Consider the following 18,527-nt stretch of genomic DNA (forward strand, 5'->3'; position numbering starts at 1 on the left):
AAACGAGTATATAGCAGGTGCTATATGGATTAGCATTGGCAATTCAAATCGCTGCGATAGCCCGGATTTCGGCCAGAATAGGCAGGTGGTCGGCGGGGCGCCGGCACCGGACAAGGGCGTTGCAATGCAGAAAAGCGGGAAGTCGATGGCGCCGCCGGCGGTGCTGCTCGACGCCGAAGTGCAGGTCGAAAGCTTCCGCCAGGTGCGCGAGGCGCACCGCCTGGAGCTGATCGAGGACTACGTGGAGCTGATTTCCGACCTCCTCGCCGATGGCGGCGAAGCGCGGCAGGTGGATATCGCCGCGCGCCTGGGCGTGGCCCAGCCGACCGTGGCCAAGATGCTCAAGCGCCTGGTCAAGGGCGGCTGGGTGGTGCAGCGCCCCTACCGTGGCGTGTTCCTCACCCCTGAGGGCGAGGCGCTGGCAGCAGCCAGCCGGCAGCGCCACCAGACCGTGGAGCAGTTCCTGCTGGCCTTGGGCATCGACGCCGACACCGCGCGCCGCGATGCCGAGGGCATCGAGCATCACGTCAGCGAAGCGACGCTAGCGGTGTTCGCCGAATTCGTGCGCAAGCACGGCGCGGCGCGATGACTGTCGGCGACGACGCGCAACTGGCGCGCGACGAGCACTGGATGCGGCACGCGCTGGCACTGGCCGAGCGCGCCGAGCGCGAGTTCGACGAGATCCCGGTCGGTGCGGTCCTGGTCTCGGCCGAGGATGAGGTGTTGGGCGAGGGCTGGAACCTCAACATCGCCGAACACGATCCCAGCGCGCATGCCGAGATCGTCGCGCTGCGCCAGGCCGGCCGCCGGCTCGGCAACCATCGCCTGGTCGGCAGCCGCCTGTACGTGACTCTGGAACCGTGCGCGATGTGCGCGATGGCGGTGGTGCATGCGCGGGTGGCAGAGCTGGTCTACGCCGCCACCGATCCCAAGACCGGGGCCTGCGGCAGCGTGTTCGACCTGATCGCCGACCCGCGTCACAACCATCGCGTGCAGGTCCGCGGCGGGGTGCTGGCGACGGCGGCCAGCACGCGCCTGACCAACTATTTCCGCGCCAAGCGCGGCAAGCCGCCGCTCGGCGCGTGAGCGTCCAGCCCCTGCCTGTCACGCAGCCCGCGCGGTATCATTGATGCTTGATACGACACTTCCGCGCCGGCCTCGCCGCCGCGAACGACAGGACGGTGATATGGCGCAAGCGCACGTGGCGAACGATCGGCTGATCTGGATCGATCTGGAAATGACCGGCTTGGATACCGATCGCGATTCGATCATCGAAATCGCCACGGTGGTGACCGACGCGCAGCTCAACGTGCTGGCCGAAGGCCCGGAGTTCGCCATCGCCCATCCGCTGCAGACGCTGGAGGCGATGGACGAGTGGAACCGCAACCAGCACCGCCACTCCGGGCTGTGGCAGCGCGTGCTCGACAGCCAGGTCACGCTGGCGCAGGCCGAGGCCGAGACCATGGCGTTCCTGACCCAGTGGTGCAAGCCCGGCACCTCGCCGATGTGCGGCAACTCGATCTGCCAGGACCGGCGTTTCCTGCACCGGCAGATGCCGCGGCTGGAGCGGTTCTTCCACTACCGCAATCTGGACGTGTCGACGTTGAAGGAACTGGCGCGGCGCTGGGCGCCGGCGGTGTCGGCCGGCCTGACCAAGACCTCTTCGCATACCGCGCTCAGCGACGTGCACGATTCCATCGACGAACTGCGCTACTACCGTCCCTTCATGGGCAGGCTGGGCGGGCAGGGCGAGGGCTGATCCGCGAGCCTTGCGCGTCGGGGCGCATGCGGAACACCGCCCGATTTTCGTCGGGCGGATGCAGTGGTGCAGGAATACAGAAGGTGAAGCCGCCGCTCAGCGCGCCAGCGGCGGTCCCGGCTTGGTCTCGCCGTCGTCGGTGACGCCTTTGGTCAACAATTCCGCGATCGGGCGGCCGTCGGCATCGTGGTGGTACACGTGCAGGTCGCGCTGCGGATACGGAATGCTCAGCCCGTTCTCCAGCAGCTGGTTGCGGATCTGCTCCAGCGTGCTGCTCTTGGCCGCGCCGAAATCGCTGTTCTTGGCGTAGCCGAACAACATCAGGTCCACCGTGCTCTCGCCCAGGTTGGTGACCTGCACGAACGGGGCGGGCGTCTTCAGGATGTTCGGATTCTCCTGCGCGATCTGCAGCAACAGCTCCTGCGCCTTCTTCAGGTCGTCGCCGTAGCCGACGCCGACGGTGATCTCCAGGCGCCGGTTGGGCAGGGTGCTGTAGTTGACGATCGGCGCGGTGGTGATGGTGCTGTTGGGCAGGGTCACCATGCGCTCGTCGAAGGTGCGGATGCGGGTCTGGAAGATGCGGATCTCGTCGACCACGCCTTCCTGCCCGGCCACCACCACGTGGTCGCCGTCGCGCATCGGCCGCAGCACGATCAGCATCACCCCGGAGGCGATGTTGGACAGCGAGTCCTTCAGCGCCAGGCCCACCGCCAGGCCGGCGGCGCCGAGCACGGCGAACAGCGAGGTCGGCGGCACGCCGATCTTCTGCAGCGCGGTGACCAGCACCAGCACCAGCATCAACGCATAGGCGACGTTGCGCAGGAAGTTGCTGAGCGTGGTTTCCACCCGCGCCCGCAGCAGCGCGCTGCGCAGCCATTCGCTCAGGCGCTTGGCGATCCACATCCCGACCATCAGGATCAGGATCGCCACGCCCCAGTTGAGCGCGTACTGCGCCCAGTCCAGCGTCCGCCAGTCGAACGGGCGCGCCGCCTGCGCCGCCGGTGCAGCGGTCGTGGCCGCCGTCAGTGCCGTCAGCCACGACTGCATCGGCATCACCCCTGGCTCTTGAGCTTGGCCAGGCGCAGCCAGGTGTCGACCACGGTGTCGGGATTCAACGACACCGACTCGATGCCTTCCTGCATCAGCCACTCGGCCAGGTCCGGGTGATCCGACGGGCCCTGGCCGCAGATGCCCACGTACTTGCCCTTGGCGCGCGCGGCCTTGATCGCCATCGACAGCATCTTCTTGACCGCCGGATTGCGCTCGTCGAACAGGTGCGCCACGATCGAGGAGTCGCGGTCCAGGCCCAGGGTGAGCTGGGTGAGATCGTTGGAGCCGATCGAGAAGCCGTCGAAGATCTCCAGGAATTCCTCGGCCAGCAGCGCGTTCGACGGCACCTCGCACATCATGATGATCTTCAGGCCGTTCTCGCCCTGGCGCAGACCGTTGCTGGCCAACACCTCGACGACCTTGCGGCCTTCCTCGAGGGTGCGCACGAACGGAATCATGACCCACATGTTGTCCAGGCCCATTTCGTTGCGGACCTTGAGCACGGCCTTGCATTCCAGCGCGAACGCCGCGGCGAAGCTCGGGTCGACGTAGCGGCTGGCGCCGCGGAAGCCGATCATCGGGTTCTCTTCGTGCGGTTCGTAGTTGCTGCCGCCGATCAGGTTGGCGTACTCGTTGGACTTGAAGTCCGACAGGCGCACGATCACCGGGTGCGGCGCCACCGACGCGGTCAGCGTGGCGATGCCTTCGGCCAGACGGTTGACGTAGAAGCTCACCGGATCGGCGTAACCGGCGATCTTCGCGTCGATCTTCTTCTTGGTCGCCGCATCCTGCTTGGCGTATTCCAGCAGCGCATTGGGATGGATGCCGATGTGCGCGGCGATGATCATTTCCAGGCGCGCCAGGCCGATGCCGGCATTGGGCAGCTGGCCGAAATCGAACGCGCGCTCTGGGTTGGCCACGTTCATCATGATCTTCAGCGGCGCCGGCGGCATGTTGCCCAGGTCCGTGGTGGTGCGCTCGAACGGCAGGCGCTCGCCATAGATGTAGCCGGTATCGCCTTCGGCGCAGCTGACCGTCACTTCCTTGCCGTCCTCGACCAGCTCCATCGCGTTGCCGGTGCCGACCACTGCCGGCACGCCCAGCTCGCGGGCGATGATCGCCGCGTGGCAGGTGCGGCCGCCGCGGTTGGTGACGATCGCCGAGGCGCGCTTCATCACCGGCTCCCAATCGGGATCGGTCATGTCCGCGACCAGCACGTCGCCGGGCTGCACCCGGTTCATGTCGTCCAGGCTGCGTACCACGCGGGCGACGCCGGCACCGATCTTCTGGCCGATGGCACGGCCTTCGGCGATCACCTCGCCGCGCTGCTGCAGCGCGAAGCGTTCGATCTGAGTGGCGTGGCCGCGCGACTTCACCGTTTCCGGGCGCGCCTGCACGATGAACAGCTTGCCGCTGACGCCGTCCTTCGCCCACTCGATGTCCATCGGCCGCTGGTAGTGCTGCTCGATCACCAGCGCCTGCTTGGCCAGTTCCTGCACATCCTCGTCGTTGATCGAGAAGGTGTTGCGCAGTTCGGCCGGGGTGTCCTCGATGCGCACGCGCTCGCCGGGCACGTCCGAATACACCATGCGGATCAGCTTGCTGCCCAGCGAACGGCGCAGGATCGCCGGCTTGCCGGCCTTGAGGGTGGGCTTGTAGACGTAGAACTCGTCGGGATTGACCGCGCCCTGCACGACCATCTCGCCGAGGCCGAAGCTCGAGGTAACGAACACCACGTCGCGGAAACCGGATTCGGTGTCCAGGGTGAACAGCACGCCGGAGGAGCCGACGCCGGAGCGCACCATCAACTGCACGCCGGCCGAAAGGAACACGTCCTCGTGCTTGAAGCCGTGGTGCACGCGGTAGGCGATGGCGCGATCGTTGTAGAGGCTGGCGAAGACTTCCTTGACCTTGTGCACGACATCGTCGGCGCCGGTCACGTTGAGGAAGGTCTCCTGCTGGCCGGCGAAGCTGGCGTCGGGCAGGTCTTCGGCGGTCGCCGAGGAGCGCACCGCCACGGCCACGTCGCCGCCGCCGTTCTCGCTGCATAGCTGCGCATAGGCCTCGCGGATCGCCTGGTCCAGTTCCGGCTGCAGCGGCGCGTCGATCACCCAGCCGCGGATTTCCTTGCCGGCGGCGGTCAGTGCGCCCACGTCTTCCACGTCCAGCGTAGCCAGCTTGTCGAAGATGCGCTGGTACAGATCGTTGTGGGCGACGAAGGCCTTGAACGCTTCGGCAGTGGTGGCGAAGCCGCCCGGCACGGACACGCCGAGGCCCGCCAGGTTGCCGATCATTTCGCCGAGGGAGGAATTCTTGCCACCAACGCGAGCCAGGTCGGCCAGGCGCAGCTCATGCAACCACAGGATGTTCTCGTTCAAGCGCGATGCTCCGTTAGGCCATCGCCCGAGGCGGGCTGAATGGCCGCGTCCGTGAGGGAAGAAGCCGATATGATGCAGTGCGCACCCGAGCCGGCACAAGCGAAGCGGGCGCATCCGTTGGGTTTCAGCCAGGAGAATGCAGGCAATGTCGACGATCAGACCGGTGTTCTACGTGTCCGATGGAACCGGTATCACCGCTGAAACCATTGGGCATAGCCTGCTCACCCAGTTCAGCGGTTTCAGCTTCGTCACCGACCGCATGTCGTTCGTCGACGATCCGGAAAAAGCCCGTGACGCGGCGCAGCGCATCCATGCCGCGGGCGAGCGCTATCAGGTTCGGCCGATCGTGGTCAACTCCTGCGTCGATCCGCAACTGAGCATGTTGCTGGCCGAGAGCGGGGCGCTGATGCTCGACGTGTTCGCGCCCTTCATCGAGCCGCTGGAGCGCGAATTGAACGCGCCGCGGCACTCGCGGGTGGGGCAGGCGCACGGTCTGGTCGATTTCGAGACCTACCACCGCCGCATCAACGCGATGAACTTCGCACTCGCGCACGACGACGGCATCGCGCTCACCTACGACGAGGCCGACGTGATCCTGGTGGCGGTCTCGCGCGCGGGCAAGACGCCGACCTGCATCTACCTGGCACTGCATTACGGCGTGCGCGCGGCCAACTATCCGTTGACCGACGAGGATCTGGAGAGCGATCGGTTGCCGCCGCGGTTGCGCGCCTACCGCAACAAGCTGTTCGGGCTGACCATCGATCCGGAACGGTTGCAGCAGATTCGCCAGGAGCGGCGGCCGAATTCGCGCTACTCCAGTGCGGAGACCTGCCGGCGCGAAGTGGCGGCCGCCGAAACCATGTTCCGCATGGAGCGGATTCCGACCCTGAGCACCACGCATACCTCGATCGAGGAGATTTCCAGCAAGGTGCTGACGACGCTGGGACTGCAGCGCGAGATGTTCTGAGCGGGCCGGGCCGCTCCTGGCGGCAATGGAATTTCCGCACGTCGCCGCATGGATTTCCACGGTAGGCCGCCGGCGCCGATCCGTCAATGCTGCCGCCGGCGCGATCCAGCGTGTAGGATCGGTCCATGCAGCACGCCATGACCCGCAGCGAACGCATCCCCCGGCTCAGCCGTTTCGGCTGGCTGATGGGGCTGTACGCCGAGAACTATCTGCACCTGAACCGCCTGTTCGTGCCGGCCGACCTCGAGGCCGGCAGCTACGTGTCCAGCATCGGCGACGGCCTGGACCTGCGCCTGGATGTGATCGAGCGGCACCGCTACACCGTCGAACTGCGCCTGACCTACGACCTGTGCGATCCGCTGACCGGGGAGCCGGACCCATCGGCCTACGTGCGCCTGTACCTGGACGCGCGCCAGGCCGAGACCACGCATTGCTACGTCGGCCGCCGCTGGCAGGACGTGATGGGGCTGTACCCGCCGCCGGCGGAGTTGATCAGCCACCGCATGCGCATGAACACCTTCCTAGGCAAATGGCTGGAATACCTGGCCGAGCGCGGCCACGGCGTGGCCACGCTGCGACCGGCGCCGCCCCTGCCGCGCGACGCCGCGACGCCGGCCGTTTAAACGTCTAGCCTCAGGCTAGACCAGGCGACAGCGCGGATACGGCATACTGCGCGCCCGTCGCCCTCCGCCGTCACCGCATGCCTTACACCCCCATCGTCGCCACCTTGGGCTACGTGCTCTCGCCCGACCGTACCCAGGTGCTGCTGGTCCACCGCAATGCCCGGCCCGGCGACCATCACCTGGGCAAGTACAACGGTCTTGGCGGCAAGGTGGAGGCGGACGAGGACGTGCTGGCCGGCATGCGCCGCGAGATCCTGGAAGAGGCCGGCATCACCTGCGAGGCGCTGCAATTGCGCGGCACCATCAGCTGGCCGGGGTTCGGCAAGCACGGCGAGGACTGGCTGGGTTTCGTGTTCCTGATCGAGGCTTACACGGGCGAGCCGTTCGCCGAGAACGCGGAGGGCACGTTGGCCTGGGTGCCGATCGCGCAGATGGACACGCTGCCGCTGTGGGAGGGCGACCGTCACTTCCTGCCGCTGGTGTTCGACGGCGACCCGCGCCCGTTCCACGGGGTCATGCCGTACCGCGACGGGCGCATGCAGTCCTGGCGCTATTCGCGGGTCTGACACGCTCGTGCTGCCATAAAGTCCCTCTCCCGCCGGGAGAGGGGTTGGGGTGAGGGTCCGGCGCGAAAGCGTCTCGCGGAGTTTGGGTGCACGAGGCTTCGCCCGCACCCTCATCCGCCCTTGTGGGGTCCCTTCTCCCAATGAGAGAAGGGAACAGCCTAAGCCCCTCTCCCACCGGGAGAGGGGTTGGGGGTGAGGGTACGGCGCGAAAGCGTCTCGCGGAGTTTGGGTGCACGAGGCTTCGCCCGCACCCTCATCCGCCCCTGCGGGCACCTTCTCCCAATAAGAGAAGGGAACAGCCTAAGCCCCTCTCCCGCCGGGAGAGGGGTTGGGGGTGAGGGTCCGGCGCGAAAGCGTCTCGCGGAGTTTGGGTGCGAGGCTTCGCCCGCACCCTCATCCGCCCCTGCGGGGCACCTTCTCCCGAGGGGAGAAGGACGAGTGCTAGCGCCTCTCCCGTCGTCCGGCGCACCGCTCGGTCGCCTCCGCGTGACGCCGCGTCGGGCTTGTCCACAGCGGCTGTGGATCGATCCTGCACAAGCCTGTGGGCAAGCATGGCAAGTCACTGAAATGGCTGCCCGATTTTGCCGGGTGGTGAAAATTTCAGCAGTCCCGGTCGCGCTTCTCCACAGCCGGTGTGGATGAAATCGCACGAACGCTGTGGATAAGATCCGGGTGGCGTTGTGCCGCAACGACCGTCGCCGCGCTGGCGAAAAATTCGCCAGTGTCGAACGCGCGATCCAGCAACCGGACCTGCGTGCTTGCCGCAACGCTATTGCGCGGTCCAGCCGCCGTCGATGGCGATGGTCTGCGCGGTGATGTTGCGCGCCGCCGGCGAGGCCAGGAACGCCACGCAGCCAGCCAGTTCGTCGTAGGCGATGAACACGCCCTTGGGCATCGGCTTGAGCATCACCTGGGCGATCACGTCGGCTTCGGAAATGCCGCGGGTGCGCGCCTGGTCGGCGATCTGCTTGTCCACCAGCGGCGTTTTCACATAGCTGGGGCAGAGCGTGTTGATGGTGATGTCGGTATCGGCGGTCTCCAGCGCGATCACCTTGGAGAAGCCGACCAGGCCGTGCTTGGCGGCGACGTAGGCACTCTTGTATGGGCTGGCGACCAGCGAGTGGATGCTGCCGATGTTGACGATGCGGCCGAAGCCGCGCTCGCGCATGCCCGGCAGCACCGCCTGGGTCAGCCGCGCCACGCCGGTCAGCATCACCTCCACCAGCAGGCTCCACCTGTCCATCGGGAACTCCTGCAATGGCGCCACGTGCTGCAGCCCGGCGTTGTTGACCAGCACGTCCACCGGCCGGCTGACGGCGGCCAGCGCCGCCGCGATGCTGTCTGCGCTGGCCACGTCCAGCGCCACCGCCTCGGCCGAGCCGCCGGCCTGGCGCAACTGCGCGGCGACCGCGTCGGCGGCCGCCAGGTCGAGGTCGCTGACGACGATGTGGCGGCCGCCCGCGGCCAGTTCGCGGGCGATGCCGGCGCCGATGCCGCTGGCGGCGCCGGTGATCAGGACGGTCTGCATGGGGAGTGCCTGCGCGGAAGTGGGGAGCGGCCAGCGTAGCAGCGCGCGGCGCCGCCCGGCAGCGGCCGCTCGCCAGTGCGGCGGCGCCACGCTACCCTGTGCCGTCGCTCGCCGCTCACGCCGGATCCGCCACGTTATGCCGATGAAACGCCACTTCTCCATGCTGCGCGAGTTCCAGCTGGCCGACTGGTTCACCCTGGCCAATGCCTTCTGCGGCACCGGCGCGGTGTTCGCGGCGATGCGCTTCCTGCAGGACGGCCGCCGCAGCGATCTGCTGTTCGGCATGGCGCTGATCCCGCTGGCGTTCGTGTTCGACGCGCTGGACGGCCGAGTGGCGCGCTGGCGCAAGTCGTCCTCCACGCTGGGCCGCGAGCTGGACTCGCTGGCCGACGTGATCTCCTTCGGCGTGGCCCCGGCCGCGCTGGCCTATGCCTGCGGCATGCAGGGCGGCTGGGACTGGCTGGTGCTGAGTTTCTTCGTCTGCTGCGGGGTCAGCCGCCTGGCGCGCTACAACGTCACCGCCGAGCAGATCGCCGGCGACGGCGACAAGGTGCCGTACTTCGAGGGCACGCCGATCCCGAGCAGTCTGGGCTTGGTCATCGTGCTGGCGGTCGCCGCGCACCTTGGCCATATCGGCGATGCCTTGTGGTGGGGCGAATGGCGACTGGGGCCGTGGCTGCTGCACCCGCTGTCGCTGCTGTTCGCCTTGTCCGGCTCGCTGATGATCAGCAAGACGCTGCGCATTCCCAAGCCCTGATCGCAGCGGGTTGCTATCATCGCGGGCCAGTTCGGGAGAGTGGCGATGAAGGCTAGCGGCGGCGGTGGCGCCGGCGATTTCGAGGCGATGACGCGGCAGTACTGGGAGGCCTGGAATGCCGCGTTGCGCCAGGGCGCACCGGCCCCCGCGTCGGCCGCGGCTGGCGACGGCACCGGTTCCTGGCGCGAGGCGATCGCGGCCTGGAGCCAGTGGCTGCCGCGCGGTAGCGCGCCGCAGGCCGAGGACGCGGTGGCGCAATTCCAGCAACATGCCGGCGACTGGCTCGGCGCGATGCAGCAGGTGGCCGCGCAGTTCGCCGGCCGCGACGCCAGCAGCGCCGACGTCGCCGACGCCTGGAAGCGCCAGGTGCAGGGCCAGCGCGAGCAGTTGCTGCAATGGCTGCTGGGCGCGGTGCGCGGCACCGGTCAGGGTGGCATCGATCCGTGGTTGCAGCAGGCGGCGCAGTGGCTGCAAGGGCTGCAGCGCGACAGCGGTCCGTGGCTGCAGATGCCCGGGTTCGGCCCGGCGCGCAACCACCAGGCGCGCTGGCGGGCGCTGGCCAAGGCGCAGCAGGACTACCAGGCGCAGTTGCAGGCCTATCTGGGGCTGCTGCAGGGCGCCATCGACCGCGCCTTCGGCCTGTTCGAGGAGAAGCTGCGCGGCCACGAGGACCCGGGCCGGCAACTGACCAATGCGCGGGCGATGTTCGACCTGTGGATCGATGCGGCCGAGGAGGCCTATGCGGCGGCCGCGCTGTCGCCGGAGTTCCGCCAGGTCTACGCAGACGTCGCCAACGCGCAGATGCGCCTGCGCGCCCTGCTGCAGCGCGAGACCGAGCAGGTCTGCGAGCAGGTTGGCCTGCCCACACGCACCGAACTGGATGCCGCGCATCGGCGTATCGCCGACCTGGAACGGCGGCTGCGGCGGATCGAGCGCGCAGAAGGGCAGGGTGCGCCTGTCGCGCCTGCACCTGCTGCTGCGCCGGCTTCTTCTGTGCCGCGGAAAAGCGCCAGGAAGACCGCAGCCAAGCCCGCCGCTGCGAAGGCGGCAGCAGGCGCACCCGAATCCAAATCCAGATCCAACGCCGCCAAGCCAGCGAAGGCCGCGCCCGCCACCCCGTCGCGGCGGGCGGGAACCAAGCCCGCTGGGCGTCGGAGTCGCGCATGAAGGGACCGCTGAGTTTCAGCAGCGACGATCTGGTCCAGGAAACCCTGGAGCTGCAACGCAAGCTGCTCGAAGGCCTGCGCGTGCTCCCGGGCCTGGACACGGTGGACTACGGCGCGACCGCGCGCCAGGAAGTGTGGCGCGACGGCAAGGTGGTGCTGTACCGCTTCGTCGGCGAGCGCCCGCCCACCGCCAATGTGCCGCTGCTGATCGTCTATGCCCTGGTCAACCGCCCCTACATGGTCGATCTGCAGGCCGACCGCTCGCTGGTGCAGGGCCTGCTGGCGCTGGGCGAGGACGTCTACGTGCTGGACTGGGGCTACCCGGATCGGTCCGAGCGTTACCTGACGCTGGAGGATTACCTGCTGCGCTATATCGACGGCGCAGTGGACCATCTGCGCGCGGCCGCTGACGGCGCGCCGGTCAACATGCTCGGCATTTGCCAGGGCGGCACGTTCTCGCTGTGCTACGCGGCGCTGCAGCCGGAGAAGGTGCGCAACCTGGTCACCATGGTCACGCCGGTGGATTTCCATACCCCGGACAACATGCTGTCCAACTGGGCGCGCCAGGTCGACGTCGACCTGTTCGTGGACACGCTGGGCAACGTGCCGGCGGATCTGATGAACGTCAGCTACCTGATGCTCAAGCCGTTCCGACTGAATCTGCAGAAGTACGTCGGTCTGCTCGACATCCTCGACGATCCGCGGGCGCTGGAAGATTTCCTGCGCATGGAGAAATGGATCTTCGATTCGCCCGATCTGGCCGGCGAGACCTTCCGCGAGTTCGTCAAGCAGTTCTACCAGGACAATGCGCTGATGCACGGGCGCGCGCGCATCGGTGCGCACACGGTGGACCTGGGCCGGGTCACCATGCCGGTGCTCAACGTCTATGCCGAGCAGGACCACCTGGTGCCGCCGGACGCCTCGCGGGCGCTGCGCGGCGTGGTCGGCAGCCGCGACTACGCCGAGCTGAGTTTCCGCGGCGGCCATATCGGCATCTACGTCTCCGGCCGTGCCCAGCGCGAAGTGCCGGCGGCGCTGCACCGGTGGCTGGCCGAACGCGATGGCGGGCACTGAGCGCTGATCGCCGCGTTCCGTCACGCGGTGCCCGCCCGGCGCGGGTAGAGTGGGTTGCCGCCGTTGCTGGAGCCGCCGCCATGTCGCAACCCCGTTCGCTGTCGCGCTCCTTGAACGACCGCATGATCGCGGGCGTGATGGGCGGCATCGCTCACCGCTTCGGCTGGAATGCGACCCTGCTGCGGGTGCTGTACGTGGTCGGCTCGATCGTCTCGGCCGCCTTCCCCGGCATCCTGGTCTACCTGATCCTGTGGCTGCTGATTCCCAACGAAGCCGACTGAAGCGGCCGCTGCCGCCGGCCTGGCGCCGTGCCGGCATCGCCGTTGGTGTGCTGTGGACCTTGCCCAATACCTTGCTCGGTGTGCTTGCTGGGGGCATCGCGCTGGCCTTCGGTGCGCGCCTGCGCTTCAGCCGCCGCGAGCTGGCGCTGGTGTTCGAGCGGATGCCGTTGCGGCCGCGCGGGGCGATGACCCTGGGCAACGTGATCCTGCTCAGCGCCGACGATCTGGACGTGGCCTGCGCCACCTACGAACACGCCGCCGGTCGTTGCCGGCATCCCGCGGTACGGCTCGGCGACCACGAACGTGCGCACGTGCTGCAGTACATGCTGCTGGGACCGTTGTTCCTGCCGGTGTACCTGGTGTGCGGCGGGGTCAGCGTGCGCAATCCATTGGAACGCGCCGCCGATCGCTATGCACTGCACGGCCGAGGTTGGTGGCCGGGCACGGGATGAGTGCGTGGCGCCAGCACACCGCTGCTTTCGCCATGCACGACGTTATCGCGTAGGAGCGGCTTCAGCCGCGACGGGCTTCCTGGGAACGCCCCGGCCGCGGCTGAAGCTGCTCCTACGGAGGTACCAGTGGCGCTTGTAGCGGCTTGGGTCAGTCGAGCCGGGAGAAGCCGAACAGCTGTTTGAGCGGATGCGCATGCCGCTCGATCTGCGCGCGCAGCAGGCCGGCGCCGATCATGCTGTAGGTGATGCCGTTGCCGCCGTAGGCCATCGCAAACTGTACGCGCGGGCCGTGCTGCGGGTGCGGGCCGAAGAACGGCAGGCCGTCCTCGGTCTCGGCGAAGGTACCGGCCCAGGCGAAGGTCGGCTGCAGCTCCAGCCCCGGCATCACCTTGGCGATCTTGCGCGACAGCGTGCGCGCCTTGCTGTCGACGCGCGCGTCGCGGCGCGCCGGCACATCCACGCTGTCGTCCTCGCCTCCGGCGACGACGCGGCCGTTGCCGGTGCTGCGCAGGTACAGGTACGGCCGCGCGCTTTCCCAGATCATGGTGTCGCGCAGCGGGCCGAGGACGGAGGGTTCCAGCGGGTCGCTGACGAAGGCGTAGCTGCTGCGGTTGCGCGCCACGCGCTGGTCCAGCCAATGCTGATTGGCGTAGCCGGCGGCCATCACCACGTGGCCGGCGCGCACCTGCGCGCCCTGGTCGGTGTGCAGGGTCACGCCTCGGCCATTGACCACGATCCGCGCGATGCGGGTGCGGTCGTAGACGCCGACGCCGCGCCGGAACGCGCGGCCGAGCAGGCGATAGGTGAGGCGGTACGGATCCACTCGCGCGGCCTGGTGACTGAGGATCGCGCCGTGCGCCTGGATGCCGTAGTCGGTGTCCAGGGTCTGTGCGTCCAGCCATGCCACGTCCAGGCCGTGCCGCGCACGCACCTCCAGCTCTTCCTGTAGCACCCGCACGTGCCGGCGCTTGCTGGCGTAGTACAGGCTGTCGTTCCAGCCGAAGTCGACATCGCGCAGCGGCCGCACCAGGTCGCGCAATTGCTCCAACGCCTGCGCGCAGGCGCCATAGGCGAGGGCGCCGGCCCGTTCGCCATAGCGCTTGGCCAGGTCGATCAGGTGGGTGTCGATCTCGTACTGCAACAGTGCCGTGCTGGCGGCGGTGCTGCCCCAGCCGATGTCGCGCTGCTCCAGCACTGTCACCGCGTGCCCGTGCGTACTCAGTTCTTCGGCGATCAGCGCGCCGGTGATGCCGCCGCCGACCACGGCGACATCGCAGCGCACGTCGTCGCGTAGCTGCGGGAAACTCTGCATGAGGCCGTTGCGGACCGACCAGAAGGGATAACCGCTCTTGAGATCCATGACGCCCCGGCGCAGAAAGGATGTGCGACTTACGCGCAGGCCTGGTTAAGTCCGCGTGAGCCGCGGCGGACGTCATGCTCGGGCAAACAGCCGCGATTAACCTCGGTGCAGAAGTCCCTCACATGGCGCTGTGTATGGTGCGCGCCAGTTCCACGAATTCCCTGTAGAGAAAGCGTCATGTCGGTCGTTCTGTATATCGGTGGCAGCAAGGACGGAGAGAAGGGCGTGGTGCCCTACGGTTTCCGCAAGTCCATGAAGGAAACCGAGGCAGGCCCGGAAATCTATGTCGAGCGCGTGCTGGCGTTGAGCGACCGGCAGGTGCGGATCATGGCCCTGGAGTCGCTGCAGGACGATATCGTGGTAGAACGCCTGCACAGGTATTATTCGCGTTGACGCCGGCGTGCGAACCCCGGTGTGGCCGCCCGTCTAGCCGGGCCAGCGACGGTTCGCATCGACCTGCCATCGACCATGCCCGCACCAGAAATCAGCAACTGCCCGGCGCCGCACACCACCGTCGACCCTGACGCTCCCACCGACATGTCCAACCAGCGCAGCGATATCTTCTTCGCTGCCGTGCAGACCACGCGCATGCCCATGATCGTCACCGATCCGCGGCAGCCGGACAACCCGATCATCTTCGTCAATCGCGCGTTCCTGGAGATGACCGGGTATGGCAGCGATGAGCTGATCGGCAACAACTGCCGTTTCCTGCAGGGGCCGGACACCGACCGGGAAACGGTGCGCAGCATCCGCGATGCGATCACCTCGAGCGACGAAGTGGCGGTGGAGATCCTCAACTACCGCAAGGACGGTTCCAGCTTCTGGAACGCGCTGTACATCTCTCCAGTCTACGACGACCGCGGCGAGCTGGTGTACTTCTTCGGTTCGCAGCTGGACGTCAGCCGTCGCCGCGACGCCGAGGATGCGCTGCGCCAGGCGCAGAAGATGGAAGCGCTGGGCCAGCTCACCGGCGGTATCGCACACGACTTCAACAACCTGCTGCAGGTCATGTCCGGGTACCTGGAACTGATCGAGCATGCGGTCGAGAGCGATCCGCTGAATCCGCTGCTGCTGCGCAAGAGCGTGGACCGCGCGCGCGATGCCGCCGGCCAGGCCGCGCGCCTGACCCAGCAGTTGCTGGCGTTCGCGCGCAAGCAGAAACTGGAAGGGCGCGTGCTCAACCTCAATACCCTGGTGGCCGGGATGAGCGATGTGGCCGAGCGGACGCTGGGCGATGGCATCGCGTTTTCGCTGGAACTGGCGCCGGACCTGCGCAACTGCCGGATCGACCCGACCCAGGCCGAGGTGGCGCTGCTGAACATCCTGATCAATGCCCGCGATGCCATGGCCGAACAGGCATCGCCGCGCCTGGTGATCCAGACCCGCAACGTCTCGGTGCGCGCTGACGAACCCACCACCTACGACAACCTGCTGCCCGGCCATTATGTATGCGTGTCGATCACCGACAACGGCAGCGGCATGCCGCCGGAGGTGCTGACGCGGGTGCTGGATCCGTTCTTCACCACCAAGGAAGAAGGCAAGGGCACCGGCCTGGGCCTGTCGATGGTGTACGGCTTCGCCAAGCAGTCCGGCGGCGCGGTGCGCCTGTATTCGGAGGATGGCCACGGCACCACCGTGCGCCTGTACTTCCCGATCGACGACAACGTCGAGAACATGGCGCCGCGCGATTCGCGCACGCGCCGTCCGTTCGACCGCCAGGGCGACGAGACCATCCTGATCGTCGAGGACCGGCCGGACATCGCCGAGCTGGCGCGGCTGTTCCTGGAGGACCAGGGCTATGCCACGCATGTCGTCTACAACGCCCGCGAGGCGCTGGAACTGCTCGACACCGGCGTGCACGTGGACCTGCTGTATTCGGACCTGATCATGCCGGGCGGCCTCAACGGCGTGATGCTGGCGCGCGAGGCGCGGCGGCGCCGGCCCAAGATCAAGGTGCTGCTGACCACCGGCTATGCGGAGTCCTCGATCGAGCGCACCGATGCCGGCGGCAACGAGTTCGAGGTGCTGGCCAAGCCGTATAACCGCCAGGAGCTCACCCGCAAAGTGCGCATGGTGTTGGACGGTCCCAACGGCGTGAGCTGACCGACAGGTCGGCGCGCGCCTGTCAACGGGGTTTCCCGGCGGCGCGCGCACTGCGAAAATGCGGGTTTTCCGCAAGGCGGCTTCGGCCGGACGCAATGCACGACACTCAGCTCGCCCAGCAGATCGCCAACACCATCGCCGCCGAGATCGGCGCGCAGCCGGCGCAGGCCCGCGCCGCCATCGCCCTGCTCGACGAGGGCGCCAGCGTCCCGTTCATCGCGCGCTACCGCAAGGAAGTGACCGGCGGGCTGGACGACACCCAGTTGCGCAACCTGGAAGTGCGCCTGACCTATCTGCGCGAACTGGAAGAGCGCCGTGCCGCGGTGCTGGCCAGCATCGCCGAGCAGGGCAAGCTCAGCGACGAGCTGCGCGCGGAGATCGTCGCCGCCGATACCAAGTCGCGGCTGGAAGATCTGTACCTGCCATACAAGCCCAAGCGCCGCACGCGCGCGCAGATCGCCCGCGAGGCCGGGCTGGAGCCGCTGGCCGACGGCCTGCTGGCCGATCCGGCGCTGGTGCCGGAGACCTTCGCCGCCGGCTTCGTCGATGCCGACAAGGGCGTGGCCGACGTCAAGGCCGCGCTGGAAGGCGCGCGCGCGATCCTGATGGAGCGCTGGGGCGAGGACGCCGCGTTGGTCGGCGAACTGCGCAGTTGGCTGGGCGAGGTGGGCGTCATCCGCGCCCGCGTGGCCGAGGGCAAGGAGCAGGAAGGCGCCAAGTACCGCGACTACTTCGACCATGCCGAAGCGCTGGCAAAGATTCCCTCGCACCGGCTGCTGGCGCTGTTCCGCGCGCGCCGCGAGGAGATCGTGTACCTGGAACTGGATCCGGGCAGCGAGGCCGAGGCCGGCCACCAGTACGCCGAAGGCCGCGTCGCGTTGCGTGCCGGCATCGCCAACCAGGGCCGCCCCGGCGATCGCTGGCTGCTGGATGCCTGCCGCATGACCTGGCGCGCCAAGCTGCACATGCACCTGCTGCTGGACCTGTTCAACCAGGCGCGCGAAAAGGCCGAGGCCGAGGCGATCGCGGTGTTCGGCGACAACCTGCAGGACTTGATGCTGGCGGCGCCGGCCGGGCCGCGCGTGACCCTGGGCCTGGACCCGGGCATCCGCACCGGCTGCAAGATCGCCGTGGTCGACGCTACCGGCAAGCTGCTGGCCACCGACACCATCTACCCGCACGAGCCGCGCCGGCAGTGGGACCAGTCGCTGCACACGCTGCGGCAGCTGTGCACGCAGCACGGCGTGGAACTGATCGCGATCGGCAACGGCACCGCCAGCCGCGAGACCGACAAGCTGGCCGCGGATCTGATCAAGCAGAACCCGCAGCTGAAGCTGGAGAAGATCGTGGTCAGCGAGGCCGGCGCCTCGGTGTACTCGGCCTCCGAGTTCGCCGCCAAGGAATTCCCGCAGCTCGACGTGTCGCTGCGCGGCGCGGTGTCGATCGCGCGGCGCCTGCAGGATCCGCTGGCGGAACTGGTCAAGATCGAGCCCAAGGCGATCGGCGTGGGCCAGTATCAGCACGACGTCGACCAGTACCGCCTGGCGCGGGCGCTGGATGCGCGCGTGGAGGATTGCGTGAACGCGGTCGGTGTGTACGTCAATACCGCTTCGGCGGCGCTGCTCTCGCGGGTGTCCGGGCTGTCGTCGAGCGTGGCCGAGAACATCGTGCGCCACCGCGACGACAACGGCCCGTTCAAGCGCCGCAAGGACCTGCTCAAGGTGCCGCGGCTGGGCGACAAGACCTTCGAACAATGCGCCGGCTTCCTGCGCATCGCCGATGGCGAGGAGCCGCTGGACGCCTCGGCGGTGCATCCGGAAGCCTACCCGGTGGTGGAGCGCATCGTCGGCGCCACCGGCAAGCCGATCAAGGCGCTGATCGGCGACGGCGGCTTCCTGCGCGGCCTCAGGCCGGACCAGTTCACCGACGAGAAGTTCGGCCTGCCGACCGTGCGCGACATCCTCAAGGAACTGGAAAAGCCGGGCCGCGATCCGCGCCCGGAGTTCAAGGCCGCGCGTTTCGCCGACGGCGTGGAGGACATCAAGGACCTCAAGCCGGGCATGGTGCTGGAAGGCGTGGTCAGCAACGTCGCCGCCTTCGGCGCGTTCGTCGACATCGGCGTGCACCAGGACGGTCTGGTGCACATCTCCGCGCTCTCGGACAGCTACGTCAAGGATCCGCGCGACGTGGTCAAGGCCGGCGACATCGTCAAGGTCAAGGTGCTGGAGGTGGACGTGGCGCGCAAGCGCATCGCGCTGACCCGGCGCCTGGACGACACGCCGGCACCGGCGCGTCCCGCCGACCGCGACAGCGGTGCGCGGAATGCCGGCGGCCCACCGCGGCGCGAGCGCGACGGGCGCGGCAACCCGGGCGGCGGCAACGCCAAGCCGCGTCCGGCTACGGCGGCGGCGCCGGTCAACAGCGCGCTCGCCGACGCGTTCGCCCGCGCCAAGCGCGGCTGAC

18 protein-coding genes are annotated in these 18,527 nt (G+C 68.1%); 14 read left to right on the forward strand and 4 right to left on the reverse strand.

The genetic code is table 11. From position 1 onward, the window contains the following. Window positions 1–124: 124 nt before the first annotated feature. The 3 genes from mntR to orn all read left to right on the forward strand — a co-directional run bounded on the left by mntR (window position 125) and on the right by orn (window position 1,759). On the forward strand, window positions 125–589 hold the full coding sequence (gene mntR, locus GGR66_RS07945; protein WP_184447882.1) for a manganese-binding transcriptional regulator MntR: 465 nt from the start codon (window positions 125–127) through the stop codon (window positions 587–589). Beyond that, window positions 586–1,086: a tRNA adenosine(34) deaminase TadA gene (tadA, locus tag GGR66_RS07950; RefSeq protein WP_184447883.1), complete on the forward strand. Its 501-nt coding sequence runs from the start codon at window positions 586–588 to the stop codon at window positions 1,084–1,086. Before mntR ends, tadA begins: the two co-directional genes overlap by 4 nt. A 100-nt stretch (window positions 1,087–1,186) precedes the next feature. After that, the gene (orn, locus tag GGR66_RS07955; RefSeq protein ID WP_160967969.1) at window positions 1,187–1,759 is read left to right on the forward strand and encodes an oligoribonuclease; all 573 of its coding nucleotides are present in this window, start codon (window positions 1,187–1,189) and stop codon (window positions 1,757–1,759) included. Between the two features lie 96 nt (window positions 1,760–1,855). Here the strand turns inward: orn and GGR66_RS07960 are convergent, their stop codons facing one another. Beyond that, entirely contained in the window at window positions 1,856–2,806 is a 951-nt protein-coding gene (locus GGR66_RS07960) for a mechanosensitive ion channel family protein (RefSeq protein ID WP_184448108.1), read from the reverse strand. Between the two features lie 5 nt (window positions 2,807–2,811). Further along, window positions 2,812–5,187, reverse strand: a complete 2,376-nt coding sequence (gene ppsA, locus GGR66_RS07965) for a phosphoenolpyruvate synthase (RefSeq protein WP_160967973.1) — start codon at window positions 5,185–5,187, stop codon at window positions 2,812–2,814. A 145-nt stretch (window positions 5,188–5,332) separates the two neighbouring features. On the opposite strand from ppsA, the gene GGR66_RS07970 reads away from it, so the two are divergent. From GGR66_RS07970 to GGR66_RS07980, 3 genes are all read left to right on the forward strand, one after another. Next, on the forward strand, window positions 5,333–6,154 hold the full coding sequence (locus tag GGR66_RS07970) for a pyruvate, water dikinase regulatory protein (protein WP_184447884.1): 822 nt from the start codon (window positions 5,333–5,335) through the stop codon (window positions 6,152–6,154). A 125-nt stretch (window positions 6,155–6,279) separates the two neighbouring features. Then, the gene (locus tag GGR66_RS07975; protein ID WP_160967977.1) at window positions 6,280–6,777 is read left to right on the forward strand and encodes a DUF1249 domain-containing protein; all 498 of its coding nucleotides are present in this window, start codon (window positions 6,280–6,282) and stop codon (window positions 6,775–6,777) included. Window positions 6,778–6,854: 77 nt separating this feature from the next. Continuing rightward, on the forward strand, window positions 6,855–7,343 hold the full coding sequence (locus tag GGR66_RS07980; RefSeq protein WP_184447885.1) for an 8-oxo-dGTP diphosphatase: 489 nt from the start codon (window positions 6,855–6,857) through the stop codon (window positions 7,341–7,343). Between the two features lie 769 nt (window positions 7,344–8,112). Here GGR66_RS07980 and GGR66_RS07985 read toward each other — a convergent pair. Further along, entirely contained in the window at window positions 8,113–8,871 is a 759-nt protein-coding gene (locus tag GGR66_RS07985) for a 3-hydroxybutyrate dehydrogenase (protein ID WP_184447886.1), read from the reverse strand. 142 nt (window positions 8,872–9,013) lie between these two features. Here GGR66_RS07985 and GGR66_RS07990 point away from each other — a divergent pair, with 142 nt between their 5' ends. The 5 genes from GGR66_RS07990 to GGR66_RS08010 all read left to right on the forward strand — a co-directional run bounded on the left by GGR66_RS07990 (window position 9,014) and on the right by GGR66_RS08010 (window position 12,601). Further along, complete coding sequence (locus GGR66_RS07990) at window positions 9,014–9,628, forward strand: phosphatidylcholine/phosphatidylserine synthase (RefSeq protein WP_160968077.1); 615 nt, start codon at window positions 9,014–9,016, stop codon at window positions 9,626–9,628. A 45-nt stretch (window positions 9,629–9,673) separates the two neighbouring features. Beyond that, window positions 9,674–10,795 carry a class III poly(R)-hydroxyalkanoic acid synthase subunit PhaE gene (phaE, locus tag GGR66_RS07995; RefSeq protein WP_184447887.1) on the forward strand — a complete coding sequence of 374 codons (1,122 nt, stop codon included), beginning with the start codon at window positions 9,674–9,676 and terminating at the stop codon, window positions 10,793–10,795. Further along, the gene (locus GGR66_RS08000) at window positions 10,792–11,868 is read left to right on the forward strand and encodes a class III poly(R)-hydroxyalkanoic acid synthase subunit PhaC (RefSeq protein WP_184447888.1); all 1,077 of its coding nucleotides are present in this window, start codon (window positions 10,792–10,794) and stop codon (window positions 11,866–11,868) included. Before phaE ends, GGR66_RS08000 begins: the two co-directional genes overlap by 4 nt. Before the next feature lie 80 nt (window positions 11,869–11,948). Next, window positions 11,949–12,149: a PspC domain-containing protein gene (locus tag GGR66_RS08005; RefSeq protein ID WP_026144177.1), complete on the forward strand. Its 201-nt coding sequence runs from the start codon at window positions 11,949–11,951 to the stop codon at window positions 12,147–12,149. Then, complete coding sequence (locus GGR66_RS08010) at window positions 12,146–12,601, forward strand: hypothetical protein (protein ID WP_184448109.1); 456 nt, start codon at window positions 12,146–12,148, stop codon at window positions 12,599–12,601. The genes GGR66_RS08005 and GGR66_RS08010 overlap by 4 nt, the downstream gene beginning before the upstream one ends. A gap of 148 nt (window positions 12,602–12,749) precedes the next feature. Here GGR66_RS08010 and GGR66_RS08015 read toward each other — a convergent pair whose 3' ends face one another. Continuing rightward, on the reverse strand, window positions 12,750–13,961 hold the full coding sequence (locus tag GGR66_RS08015; RefSeq protein WP_184447889.1) for an FAD-binding oxidoreductase: 1,212 nt from the start codon (window positions 13,959–13,961) through the stop codon (window positions 12,750–12,752). 177 nt (window positions 13,962–14,138) lie between these two features. Between GGR66_RS08015 and GGR66_RS08020 the strand changes: the two genes are divergently transcribed. From GGR66_RS08020 to GGR66_RS08030, 3 genes are all read left to right on the forward strand, one after another. Further along, window positions 14,139–14,354 (forward strand): hypothetical protein, encoded by a 216-nt coding sequence (locus GGR66_RS08020; protein ID WP_017907884.1) that lies wholly within the window; start codon window positions 14,139–14,141, stop codon window positions 14,352–14,354. 144 nt (window positions 14,355–14,498) lie between these two features. Beyond that, window positions 14,499–16,064 carry a hybrid sensor histidine kinase/response regulator gene (locus tag GGR66_RS08025; RefSeq protein ID WP_237475364.1) on the forward strand — a complete coding sequence of 522 codons (1,566 nt, stop codon included), beginning with the start codon at window positions 14,499–14,501 and terminating at the stop codon, window positions 16,062–16,064. Window positions 16,065–16,159: 95 nt separating this feature from the next. Next, a complete protein-coding gene (locus GGR66_RS08030) occupies window positions 16,160–18,526 on the forward strand; it encodes a Tex family protein (protein ID WP_184447890.1) in 2,367 nt (788 codons plus the stop codon). Window position 18,527 lies beyond the last annotated feature (1 nt).

This window comes from Xanthomonas sp. 3498 (genome assembly GCF_014199795.1).
Classification (GTDB): Bacteria; Pseudomonadota; Gammaproteobacteria; order Xanthomonadales; family Xanthomonadaceae; genus Xanthomonas_A; species Xanthomonas_A rydalmerensis.